This is a genomic window from Kitasatospora sp. NPDC056783 (assembly GCF_042789895.1).
Lineage (GTDB): Bacteria > Actinomycetota > Actinomycetes > Streptomycetales > Streptomycetaceae > Kitasatospora.
Genome location: NZ_JBHUAF010000293.1, coordinates 1 through 10,864, shown reverse-complemented (window position 1 = coordinate 10,864; position 10,864 = coordinate 1). Strand labels below are relative to the sequence as shown.

Below are 10,864 nucleotides of genomic sequence, written 5' to 3'. Positions count from 1 at the left end.
GCCTGATCACGCGAGAAGTCGGTCCGGCCGACTTCTCGCGCAGCGGCAGCGGCCGGGCGGCTACCGCCGCCGTTACCCCGCCGTCGGCCGCTCGCCCGCGACGACCAGGCGGTACCCGTAGTCCACGCTCTCCCGGTCGAGCAGATCGGCGTTCCGCCGGTGCCACTCCCCCGAGGCGAGGTCGGCCCGCAACCGTTCGATCGCCGGCTCCACCACCTCCGGCGACAGCGTCGCGAAGGTCGAACTGGCCTGCCGGACGGCCGGGTCGAGGTAAAGCTCGGGCCGCCGCCAGTAGGCGACCTGGAAGCCGTCGGTGAAGTCGTACGGGATGCGGAACGGCAGCACCGTGTGCGCGTCCAGGGCCTCCACCACCTCGGCGAGCGGGGTGAAGCGGCTCTCCTCCAGCGCCCGGATCTCCGGCAGGTAGTCCTCCGTCATCCACAGTTGCGGCCGGTGCGCCGGGTCCCAGGTGAACACCACCTGCCGCCGGGCGACGCGGCGCAGTTCGGCCAGCCCCTGGTGCGGGTCCGGCCAGTGGTGCACGGTCAGCACGGCCATCGCCGCGTCGAACGACCCGTCGGCGAAGGGAAGTCGCGAGGCCGAGGCCTTGACCTTCCGCCGTCCCGGATGCTGGTCGAGCATCACTTGCGAGGGGTCCACGGCCGTGACCTCGGCACCCGCCGGCTCGTACGACCCGGCCCCCGCCCCGACGTTGACCACCGTGCGCGCCCCGCGCAGCGCGGACCCGATCAGCGCGTCGAGTCTCGGGTCCGGCCGCCGGATCCGCCGGTACCCGACGCCGATCCGGTCGTACGCCGCCGGTGCGCTCGCGTTCCCCAGGTGTCCCATCCACCCAGCCCGGCAAACGCGTCAGCCGACGGCAAGCGGTTCGCCCGAACAGGCGCTCAGCGAGCCGCTCGCCGCCGGGTGCCGGACGGTCCACCCCGACGGCTCGGGGTGAGGCGCGAGGCGTGCCCGGAGCGGAGCTCGTCGATGTCGACCGTCGTCAGCGCCGCTGTCAGCGGCACGCCCGTCCCCGCCGCGGCGGCCAGTCGCTCCCGCACCTCGCGCGGTGTGCGGGGCCGCCAGCCGGGCCCGTCGCAGCAGCCGGAGTGGAACGTGACGCCCGCGTTCAGCAGGGCGGTCAACGCCCGCCACCCGGCGGTGTCGCTCCGCTTCGGCACCGCGAGGTCCTGGCCCGCGTCGATCAGCCCTCCACCGCAGCGCGGGCACCGACTCGCCGACGCGCCACGCTTCTTGAACGAGGAACGACAGGACACGCACACGTGGTGCCGGTTGGGAGTCCCCCTTCGAAAGCACATCGCATCAGTATGGCCACGCGCCTTCGCCCGGCCCAGCGATTATCGGAGGCACTCCGGCCGGGGCGCCGGGACCGTGGAGCGCCCACCGCGGCCACGCCGAGCACCGCCGCCTCGGCGAGAGCCATCGCGCCCGGGCGGCGGCGCGACGCGGGAAGTCGGCCGGGCCGACTTCTCACGCGGCGGGCCGCCGCCCCGGCAGTGCCAGGAAGGCCAGGCCTCCCGCCAGCACGGCGAGGCCGCACCAGGAGACGGCCGGCAGCCGTTCGCCCAGCACCGCCACGCCGAGGACCGCCGCGACGGCCGGTTCGGCGAGGGTCAGTGTGGTGGCCGTCCGGGCCGTGGTGTGCCGCAGGCCGTGGCCGAACAGGCGGTAGGCGAGGAAGGTGGTGACGACGGCCAGGTGCAGGACCACACCCGCCCCGCGCGCCGAGCACAGCCAGCCGGGCGAGCCGCACAGCAGCACCGGCAGCACGATCAGCGCCCCGCCGCCGAACATCGCCCCCATCACCCCGCCCGAGGGGTGCCCGTGCGAGATCAGCCCCCCGCCGATCAGCGAGTACACGGCGTACGAGAGCCCGGAGAGCGCCGCGAGCAGCACGCCCAGCGGGTCCACCTCCGTACCGCCACCGGCGAGTTCGGGGCCCAGTACGAGGACGGCGCAGCCGAGCACCGCCGACGCGGTGGCCCCGGCCCACCGCCCGCCGGGCCGCTCCTGCCGGGCGAGCCGGCCGAGCAGCCCGGTGAACACCGGGGCGCTGCCGAGCGCGATCACGGTGGCCACCGCCACGCCCGTCCGGCTCACCGCCGGGTAGAAGGCGACCGGGTACCCCGCCACCGCGACGGCGCCGGCGGCGAGCAGCCACCGCTCGCGGGGCGCGCAGTGCCGGGGCAGGGTGCGGGCGGTGCGGTCGGACAGGAACAGCAGCAGTCCGCCGAGCACCAGCCCGGCGGCGCCGGTCCCGGCCGCCGGGGCGCCGCCGGGTGCCAGCGAAGCGGCCGTCCCGGTGGTGCCCCAGAGCACGGCGGCGACCAGGATCGGCACCGCGCCGCCGCGCGAACGGGCAGGCGTGCGGGCGGGCAGGCGGGCAGGTGTGCGGGCAGGGGTACCGGCAGGCGAAGAGAAACGATTCGGCACAGTCGTGAACTTCCGTCGTCGAAGACCATCGGGGGAGAGGTTCCGAGAACGGGCGCACGCCATCGACCCACGGCGGCCACCATCGGGCCGAGCCGGGGTCACAGGGGATCAAGCCACCGGAGCGCGCGCCCGATCAGGCGCTGAGCGGTGGCAGCACGACGTGCCAGTACAGGTTCACGAGTCCGATGCTACCGACCGACCGACGCGAGAAGTCGGCCGGTCCGACTTCCCGTGCGGCACCTCGCGGCACGCGCCCCACCCGCCCCGGACGGGGGCGCGCCGCGTCGCGCGCGCAACCGGTGGCGGGCCGCGAGCCGTGGCGGAGCGTCGACGGGCCTCTACGCTGAGTGGTCGGCCCATCGGCTCGCCGAGAGGAATCGCTCATGCGCCGCTCCCGCCTCGTGCTGTCCCTGACCCTGACCGCCGTGGTCGGCTCCGGCCTGGTCGCGGCCGACGTCGCGCGGGACGAGCCGTACCTGTCCGTGACCCTGCCGGTGCTCCGGGACCCACTGGCCCAGCAGAAGCTCCACGCCATGACGGACCCGGTGCAGGACTGGGCGGAGTCCGGGGATCCGGCGGCGGCCGGGTACGCCGGGACGGTCATCGACGCGTCGAACCAGCACGCCGACCTCTACTGGAAGGGCGAGGCCCCGGCCAGGGTCCGGTCACTGCTCGACGCGCACGCCGACACGGGCTACACCGTCGAGGTCCACCCGAGCCCGCACTCCCGCGCGGAGATGCGCGCCGCGATCGACCGGTTCACCGGCGCCGTGGCGCGCGACGCTTGGACGTCGATCGGCCCGCAGGAGGACGGGTCCGCCATCGTGATCACGTACGCGCAGGCGAAGGCCGCACGGCTGACCGGTGGCGACGCGACCGAACTGGCGTACTCGCGGCGGGCCGCCGAGATCGCCGGGATGCCGGTGACGGCCGGCGTCGGGGAGGTGCCGGTGGCACTGTCCGGCGGCCGGCACTCCGACGGTGTGCCGTACTACGCGGGCGCCGAGGTGAGCACGGCGAAGGCCTCGTTCTGCTCGACGGCGTTCAGCGGCTGGAGGGGCGGGACGAAGGTGGTGCTGACGGCGGCGCACTGCGGCGGCGGCCGGTACTACAACGGCACGGGCAGCTACATCGGGGACCTGTCCTCGGTCGGCGACGGCCTCGACGTCGGCATGATCGCGGTCAACGGGAACGGCGGCGGCCGGTTCTACGACGGCGCCTGGTCGGACGGCGGCGGCTCGTCCCGGCACACGTACGGGATCGGGCGCAACAACGTCGGGGACCTGATCTGCCTGAGCGGCGCCCAGTCGGGCTGGAAGTGCGACGTGCAGGTCAAGCGGGTCGACGTGGAGACGACGAACGACGAGGGGACGAAGATCCGGCCGGTGGACGTCGCGGAGTCGAAGGGCGGCGACCGCCGGGCGATCGCGGCGAAGGGGGACAGCGGCGGCCCGGCACTGGCGAACCCGTCCGGCACGAACGGCGACATGGAGGCCCGGGGCGTGATGGTGGCCGCCCGCTCGGAGGTCGGCTGCCCGAGCGGCTCCACCGCGCACCCGACCACGTGCTATTCGCAAGTGATGTACGTGCCGATGACGCCGGTGGTGAACCAGATGGGCTTCTCCCTCTCCTGACCCCGGGCGGCGGCAGCGCGCGTGAAGCGTGAGAAGTCGGCCCGTCCGACTTCTCACGCGGAACCCTCAGAGGGAGGAGCCGAGCGTGATCGCCTGGACGCCGGGCAGCTCCGCGAATCCAGCGGAAGCGTCCGTCGTGACCAGCACCCGGGCGGTGGCCACCGCGGTCGCCGCGATGATCAGATCATGGGCGCCCCGCGGCTTCCCCTGCCTGCGGACGTGCGCCATGAGCCTCGCGTGGATTCGAGCCGTCTCCGGCGTGTAGTCCTCCACCGGAACGACCGCGAGAACGGCGTCCACGAAGCTCTGTCGGCGAAGGCGACGGGCATCGTCCGCCAGCTCCACCCCGAGGTGCAGTTCAGCTGCGGTGACCGCGGCGATGGCCACGTCATCGGCGGGATCGAACAGCCTGCCGGTTCCGTGCCGTTCCGCCTGAATCAGAACACCGGTGTCGAGAATCAGTCGGCGGGCCACTCGGTCACCTCGTCGTCGAGCAGGGCGCGAGCGGATTCCACATCCGCCGCGAAGTCCTCATCCGGCCCGAATCGCCGGAGGACGTCATTGAGCGCGGCTCCATTGCCCGAGGGGGCCGGCCCGATCACCGCGATGCGGCGGCCGCCTCGGGTGACGATGATCGTCTCGCCGTGCTCCGCCGAGTCCAGCACGGCGGCGAAGCTTCTCGAAGCCTCTGTTGCAGTCATCAGCCTCATGGAATCAGATTATCTGAGACAGGGCCCGAGGGCGAGGGGGGTGAAGCTCTGCGTCGCAGGGCTGCGCGAGAAGTCGGCGAGGTCGACTTCTCGCGCAGCCGCAGCCGCAGGCGCGGGCCGGTCCGCCGTCGGGGCGGCGGGGTAGCGTGGATTGACGAGCTGTCATGTCGGCCCGAGGGGAGCGAGGTTCGCATGGTCAAGGTGAAACTTCTGGTGACGGCGGGGATCGCGCTCGCCCTCGCCGGTGCGGCCGGGTGCTCCGGAGGCGGGGGCGGGGGCGGTTCGTCGGACCCGGGCGGCCCGACCGTCACGTTCTCCCCGCCTTCGGGGCTCAAGGTGGCTCCGTCGGATCTCCGGCTGGAGACCCTCATACCGACGCGGACCCCGGCCGCCCCGGCCGTGGATCCGTCGATCGTCCTCGGCAGCGCCCTCAGGGCTTCCCTGCCCACGGCGGAGACCGTCCCGTCCGGCTGGACCCTCAACACCAAGTACGGCCCCGCCACCCCGTCGGACAGCGGGGCGCAGGTCCTCTCCGGCACCACGGGGCTGGGGCCCACGGCGCCGTGCGGCGTCATGAACAACATGACCGTCCTGGACGGCGAGGCCGCGTACGCCAGCCAGCAGATACGGTCCACCGACGGCAACGAGTACGCCGCCCTGGTGACCGTGGACTCCTTCCGCACCGGGCAGGCGGCGAAGCAGCTGGCCGTCACGAGGGACTTCGCGGCGCGCTGCCCGTCGTTCACCGAGAAGGGCACGGGCGCCGGCCACAGCGATGTGGAAGTGCGCCTCGTCGCCAAGCCCCTGGACGGGCTGGGCGACGAGGCGCTGGACTTCAAGATGCTCCCGGAGGGGAACTACCTGGGCAACGAGACGGTGCTCGTCCGCATCGGCGATCGGGTGCTGAACCTCCGGTGCGGCGCCGACAAGTACGGCGACTTCCCTGACACGGCGGCGCTGGCGCGGGAACTGGCCAAGCTCGTCAAGTAATCAGCCGTGGGGGTTGGCCGGGGTGGGGAGGGCGAGTTCGACCCAGGTGGTCTTGGGAGGGGCTGGGGAGGAGGACGTCCGGCTGAAGTGCCAGGAGGACCTCACGGCGCGACCGACCTCGTCATTCAACTTCGTGATCTACGAGGCCGCCTTCCACACGAACATCGGCGGCTCCGAGGCCCTCGGAGTCGCCGATTCTGCGGAGTTCATCGAGAAGGTCGCGGGGCAGTTGTAGAAAGAGGGGGCGTTCGCACCCGAAGCTCAAGCCGCGCGGGCCGAGTGACCCTTTAGTGGAACGGTGGGGTAACCACCACCCAACCACCCCCGTACGCAGCAGATATGACTTATCGTCACAGCTTTTCCACAGGCAGTTCCGGCATGTAGCGTTCCCAGCAACGAAACAACCCCCGCCGGTGCTACCAACACCGAACGGGGGTCTGACCAGAACGATCGAAAGCACTCGACCTGTGGCTACCCACAACCCTACCGCCATGGCCGCCCCCGGATACGGCAAGCAGTCCGCGCCGGAGCAACTCCCCCGCTCCGCCAACGACTTCGCCCACCTCCCGGCCCGCGAGGCCTACCTCGCCTCGCTCATCGACCGCCTCCCCGACGGCGCCGCCATGGACGTCAAGACCCTCGCCGCCCTCCAGCCCCACTACGGGCAGATGGCCTGCCGCACCGCCCTCAACAACCTCTCCGCCGCAGGTCACCTGCGCCGCGTCCGCGAACGCCTCAGCTCCAAGGACTGCCGCTGGGTGTTCCACACCCACTTCTCCCGCACCCCCCGCTCCGACGCGTGGTGGGCCCACTTCATCGCCACCGGCGGCGACCACAACAGCGACGGCGGCAGCGGCGACGCGTCAACACCCGCCGCACCCGATCCCCCCGAAGAGCGAACGCCCAACCGCACCCACCACCCCAACCGCAGACCCGCATCATCGAATGCACCGCCTGCCGTACCCCCTGCCGCCCCCACGCCCTCCTCGGCGGCCTCTGCCGCACCTGCCGAAGCGCCCCCACGACCCCACCACCACCCCGCCAAGGCCTCTCCCCGGCCGCCGTGCGCCGCCACGCCGCCCGAATCCGCCAAGCCATGGCCACATCCCCGGGATCGTGAATATTCACAGGCCTCGACGTGAACCTATGCGAAATCCCAAGGTGAACTAGGTAACAAACCTTGAATTCCAAGACACCCGGTTTGCCCACATGCTGAGATCCGTGCGATAGTCGAGGCAGCCCAACGGCGGGCGACACACCACGCCGACCTGGGCTGATGACTTCGGCGGGCCCGACCTGGCACTGCCGACGCCCATCGCGCGGCACGCACCCCCTTGGCCGGCGCGATGACTTGCAGGGGCCCCCATCCGCCGGACCACGGCGAATCCGGGGGCCCCGCGTGTTTTCCCCGCGCGCTTCCCCCGCGCGTCTTCCGGCGAGAGCCCGCGAGAACCGGGACTCAGGACCGCTCGCGCACCTTCAGCTCGAACCACACGCCCTTGCCCCGTGGCAGCAGGTCCGCCCCCCACCGGTCGGAGAGGTCGTCGACGATCCGCAGCCCCCGCCCCCGCTCGTTCACCGGCTTCGCCTCCGCGAGGATCATGCAGGGCAGCGCCCGGGAGGAGTCCCGGACCTCGACCCGGAGCCACCCGGGCTTGCGGCTGACGTGCAGCCCGATGGTGCGCCCGGCCGCGTGCCGGACGGCGTTGGCCACCAGTTCGCCGGTGAGCAGTTCCCCGGCCTCCAGGTGCTGGTGGAGGTCCCAGGACTCCAGGACGGAGAGCACCAGCCGGCGCGCCACCGGGGCCGACTCCGGCCGCGACGGCAGCCGCACCTCGTTCGGCGCGGACGGGTCGCGGAGTCTTCCGGAATACAGCGCTTCCAGTTCCGCCGAGCTGAGCCGCTCCAGCGCCGAGAGCCCACCCTGGACGCCGACGCCGGTCCAGGACGCCTCGGCAACCGCACCGGCCCCGGAAACTGATGACTGATCTGTTTCGCCCCAACCCGCCATGCGGACCATCATTGCGGAACGCAAGCAGCCGCGTACGGACAATGAGCAAACGATCTCCCCGAGTCGGCATATGCCGGAAGCAAGAGAGGGCCGACCCGGGCCGACTTTCGTCAAGCCCGGGTTGACCCGACCCCCCCTTCAGCAGCCGTTTACCAGCTGCCCCACGGGACGTTCCAGCCACTCAGACCGTTCGCCGGGTCGAGCGTCTCCTTCTTGGTCGAGTTCTTCACGACCATCACGTCGCCGACCAGCGTCCCGTCGTAGAACTTGCCCATCGTGGTGCCCGAGCCGCCGCCCTTGACATCCCGCAGGCCCACGCAGCCGTGGCTGACGTTGTCCTCGCCGAACGCGTCGCTCCAGTAGTTGCCGTGCACGTACGTGCCGGATTCGGTGAGCCGCATCGAGTGCGGGACCTGGAGGTCGTACGGCGCGCCGGTCATGCCGGGCATGGTGCTGGACTGCATCCGCACCACGCCCTCCTTCGACATGACCACCATCGTCCCGTTCCAGGTGGGGTGTTCGGGCGAGCCGGAGGTGATGTCGATCTCGCTCGACTGACCACTCTGTACGACCGTCATCTTGTGTGCGGCGGCGTCAACCGTCGAAATCTGGGACCGCCCGATCGTGAAGGGCTCGTCCCGGTCCGCGCCGTACACCCCCGGGGCGATCTCGACGCTCTTCAGCCGGTAGTGCACGACCACCTTCGTCCCCGGTGCCCAGTACTGCTCCGGACGGAAGTCCAGCCGACGCTCGTCGAACCAGTGGCCCTTCACCACGGTGCCGTTGCTGGTCTCGAAGGTGATGCCCTTCACGACGTCGTCCTTGTTCTTGACGTCCTTGCCGAAGTTCACCGAGACGATCATTCCGACGCCGTAGGTGGCGTCGTCGTCCACGTTGTCCGAGGCCTTGGTCAGCGCCGTCGGGGTCAGCGTGGTGAAGCTGCTGTCCGCCGTGGCGACCGCGCCCTCGGCGTCCGCCGCCATCGCGCTGACCTGGTAGGCGGTGCCGACCTCCAGACCGGCCGTCGGCGTCCAGGAGGCGCCGTCGGCGGAGATGGTGCCGGGGACCTCCTTGCCCGTCCTGTCGCTCACCTTGACGGTGGTGAGCTTGCCCCCGCTGGCGCCGACCTTGAGCGCGTTCGGAGCCACGTCCACCGCACCGGCCTTGGGCTCGATGCTCACGGCCGCCTTGGAGACCTTCGGCACCGCGCTGGTGGCCGTCGCCGTCGGCTTGCCCCCGGCGCCGGCGCCGGCCGCGCCGGCCCCCAGGTCGGCCTTCGCGGCACCGCCACCGCCGCCACCGCAGGCGGCCGTCAGCGTCATCGCCCCGCCGACCAGCCCGACGGCCACCACCCTGCGTATCGACCGCATCGTCGATTCCCTCCCTCAGAAAAACCCGAGAAACTCCCCGTTGGACCCGACGGACCCGCTCGGTATACGCATCCGGTCACCGAAAAGGTTGCGCCGTTGGTGCGGCTCATCGCCCCGGAAACCGCGGCGGCCCGACCCCAACGAGTGAGGACCGGGCCGCGCGGCGGAGGACTCGCTGCAGGGCCCGGACTACCGGGCCCTACGTGCGGGTAGGGCCTACCAGTTGGCCCAGTCCACGTTCCAGCCGCCCAGCCCGTTGGAGGGCGAGACGGTCTTCTCCTTGGTGTTCACGACCTTGATCGGGTCGCCGATCAGCGAGTCGTTGAAGAACTTGCCGGCGACCGAGCCGTCACTGCCGCCCTTGACGTCCTGCATCGACACGCAGCCGTGGCTGGCGTTGGTCTTGCCGAACGGGCTGGCCCAGTAGTTGCCGTGCACGAAGGTGCCGGAGGTGGTCAGCCGCATGGCGTGCGGCACGTCCTTGATGTCGTACTCGCCGCCGAGACCGACGGTCTGCGAGTTCATCCGGGTGACCTTCTCCTTGGACATGACCACCATGGTCCCGCCCCAGGACGGCGTGGCGTCCGCGCCCAGGGTGACCGGCACGGTGGTGCTCTGGCCGCCCTTCTCGATGGTCATCTGGTGCGACTTGGCGTCCGCGGTGGAGATCATCGAGCGGCCGATGGTGAACGGCTCGTCCTTGTCCACGTCGCCGTAGACGCCCGGGGCGATCTCGACGTTCTTCAGCCGGTACTTGACGGTCACCTTGGTGTCCGGCGCCCAGTACTGCTCCGGACGGAAGTCCACCCGCTGGTCGCCGAACCAGTGGCCCTTCACCACGGTGCCGTTGCTGGTCTCGAAGGTGATGCCCTGGACGACCGCGTCCTTGTTCTTGACGGCCTTGTTGAAGTTCACCGAGACGATCATGCCGACGCCGTAGGTGGCGCCGTCGCTGATGTTGTCGTTGGTGGAGGCCTTCTTGTCCGGTGTCAGCGTGGTGAACGTGGTGGTGGACGCGGCCACCAGGCCCTCGCCGTCCTTGGCCTGGGCGTTCACCTTGTACGCCATGCCCACTCCGAGCGGCGCCGCGGGCTTCCAGCCGCTGCCGTCCGGGGTGATCGCGCCCTCGACCGGCTTGCCGTTCTTGTCGGTCACCTCGACCGTGGTGAGCTTGCCGTTCGAGACGGCCACCTGGAGCCCGTTCGGCGCGACGTCCTGGGCGCCGTCGGCCGGCTGGACCGCGAACACCGCGGCCGAGGGCTTCGGGGTGGAAGCCCCGCCGCCGTCCGCCGCCGGCGCCGAAGCCGCGTTGCCGCCCCCCGAACCGCCCGAACCGCTGTCCTTGTCATCGCCACAAGCCGCGGTCAGCAGCAGCACCCCGCCCATGACCAGCGCCATCGCACTCTTCCGCCCGTAGCGGTTGGTGGTGCGTATCGCTGCGCCGGCCGTCTTCCCCGTCTTCACGGTTTCTCCCCTCCCGGTATTCACTCTCTTGACGCGTTGAGTGCCCCCATAAGTTGCACCGGACCTCGATCTTTCGGGCCGGGCTGGCGACGCGCCGGAGCAGGATAACTAAGCCATCCGGGTGAAACCTGAGAGGAGCCGTGTTGACGATGAGTGAAACCGGTGTGAAGACGGTCCAGAAGGGTGGGAACCGGTGGGAAAAGGACCGAACGGGCGGAAGGGAAGGGC

At 71.2% G+C, this 10,864-nt stretch carries 12 protein-coding genes; 4 read left to right on the top strand and 8 right to left on the bottom strand.

Annotation, left to right across the window (positions count from 1 at the left end; genetic code table 11):
- Positions 1–72: 72 nt before the first annotated feature.
- The 3 genes from ACFRMQ_RS30455 to ACFRMQ_RS30445 all read right to left on the bottom strand — a co-directional run bounded on the left by ACFRMQ_RS30455 (position 73) and on the right by ACFRMQ_RS30445 (position 2,364).
- Positions 73–849: a class I SAM-dependent methyltransferase gene (locus ACFRMQ_RS30455; protein ID WP_380733909.1), complete on the bottom strand. Its 777-nt coding sequence runs from the start codon at positions 847–849 to the stop codon at positions 73–75.
- Positions 850–905: 56 nt separating this feature from the next.
- Positions 906–1,184 (bottom strand): hypothetical protein, encoded by a 279-nt coding sequence (locus ACFRMQ_RS30450; RefSeq protein ID WP_380733908.1) that lies wholly within the window; start codon positions 1,182–1,184, stop codon positions 906–908.
- Positions 1,185–1,494: 310 nt separating this feature from the next.
- Positions 1,495–2,364 (bottom strand): DMT family transporter, encoded by an 870-nt coding sequence (locus ACFRMQ_RS30445; RefSeq protein WP_380733907.1) that lies wholly within the window; start codon positions 2,362–2,364, stop codon positions 1,495–1,497.
- 476 nt (positions 2,365–2,840) lie between these two features.
- On the opposite strand from ACFRMQ_RS30445, the gene ACFRMQ_RS30440 reads away from it, so the two are divergent.
- On the top strand, positions 2,841–4,091 hold the full coding sequence (locus tag ACFRMQ_RS30440; protein WP_380733906.1) for a hypothetical protein: 1,251 nt from the start codon (positions 2,841–2,843) through the stop codon (positions 4,089–4,091).
- Between the two features lie 66 nt (positions 4,092–4,157).
- On the opposite strand, the gene ACFRMQ_RS30435 is transcribed toward ACFRMQ_RS30440, so the two are convergent.
- Positions 4,158–4,565, bottom strand: a complete 408-nt coding sequence (locus ACFRMQ_RS30435) for a PIN domain-containing protein (protein WP_380733905.1) — start codon at positions 4,563–4,565, stop codon at positions 4,158–4,160.
- Complete coding sequence (locus tag ACFRMQ_RS30430; RefSeq protein ID WP_380733904.1) at positions 4,550–4,801, bottom strand: type II toxin-antitoxin system Phd/YefM family antitoxin; 252 nt, start codon at positions 4,799–4,801, stop codon at positions 4,550–4,552. Before ACFRMQ_RS30430 ends, ACFRMQ_RS30435 begins: the two co-directional genes overlap by 16 nt.
- A gap of 192 nt (positions 4,802–4,993) precedes the next feature.
- Between ACFRMQ_RS30430 and ACFRMQ_RS30425 the strand changes: the two genes are divergently transcribed.
- From ACFRMQ_RS30425 to ACFRMQ_RS30415, 3 genes are all read left to right on the top strand, one after another.
- Positions 4,994–5,791, top strand: coding sequence for a hypothetical protein (locus ACFRMQ_RS30425; RefSeq protein WP_380733903.1), 798 nt, complete (start codon positions 4,994–4,996; stop codon positions 5,789–5,791).
- Between the two features lie 52 nt (positions 5,792–5,843).
- Positions 5,844–6,026 carry a hypothetical protein gene (locus ACFRMQ_RS30420; protein ID WP_380733902.1) on the top strand — a complete coding sequence of 61 codons (183 nt, stop codon included), beginning with the start codon at positions 5,844–5,846 and terminating at the stop codon, positions 6,024–6,026.
- A 256-nt stretch (positions 6,027–6,282) separates the two neighbouring features.
- Complete coding sequence (locus tag ACFRMQ_RS30415; RefSeq protein WP_380733901.1) at positions 6,283–6,933, top strand: hypothetical protein; 651 nt, start codon at positions 6,283–6,285, stop codon at positions 6,931–6,933.
- A 317-nt stretch (positions 6,934–7,250) separates the two neighbouring features.
- Here ACFRMQ_RS30415 and ACFRMQ_RS30410 read toward each other — a convergent pair whose 3' ends face one another.
- From ACFRMQ_RS30410 to ACFRMQ_RS30400, 3 genes are all read right to left on the bottom strand, one after another.
- Positions 7,251–7,802: an ATP-binding protein gene (locus ACFRMQ_RS30410; RefSeq protein ID WP_380733900.1), complete on the bottom strand. Its 552-nt coding sequence runs from the start codon at positions 7,800–7,802 to the stop codon at positions 7,251–7,253.
- A gap of 149 nt (positions 7,803–7,951) precedes the next feature.
- A complete protein-coding gene (locus tag ACFRMQ_RS30405; RefSeq protein WP_380733899.1) occupies positions 7,952–9,172 on the bottom strand; it encodes an Ig-like domain-containing protein in 1,221 nt (406 codons plus the stop codon).
- A gap of 216 nt (positions 9,173–9,388) precedes the next feature.
- Entirely contained in the window at positions 9,389–10,636 is a 1,248-nt protein-coding gene (locus ACFRMQ_RS30400; protein WP_380733898.1) for an Ig-like domain-containing protein, read from the bottom strand.
- Between the last annotated feature and the right edge of the window lie 228 nt (positions 10,637–10,864).

Bases quoted from the DNA above. Each gene is read 5' to 3' on its own strand.
- ACFRMQ_RS30440 (WP_380733906.1), top strand. From the start codon at position 2,841: ATGCGCCGCTCCCGCCTCGTGCTGTCCCTGACCCTGACCGCCGTGGTC.
- ACFRMQ_RS30455 (WP_380733909.1), bottom strand. From the start codon at position 849: ATGGGACACCTGGGGAACGCGAGCGCACCGGCGGCGTACGACCGGATC.
- ACFRMQ_RS30405 (WP_380733899.1), bottom strand. From the start codon at position 9,172: ATGCGGTCGATACGCAGGGTGGTGGCCGTCGGGCTGGTCGGCGGGGCG.
- ACFRMQ_RS30415 (WP_380733901.1), top strand. From the start codon at position 6,283: ATGGCCGCCCCCGGATACGGCAAGCAGTCCGCGCCGGAGCAACTCCCC.
- ACFRMQ_RS30430 (WP_380733904.1), bottom strand. From the start codon at position 4,801: ATGAGGCTGATGACTGCAACAGAGGCTTCGAGAAGCTTCGCCGCCGTG.
- ACFRMQ_RS30425 (WP_380733903.1), top strand. From the start codon at position 4,994: ATGGTCAAGGTGAAACTTCTGGTGACGGCGGGGATCGCGCTCGCCCTC.
- ACFRMQ_RS30410 (WP_380733900.1), bottom strand. From the start codon at position 7,802: ATGGCGGGTTGGGGCGAAACAGATCAGTCATCAGTTTCCGGGGCCGGT.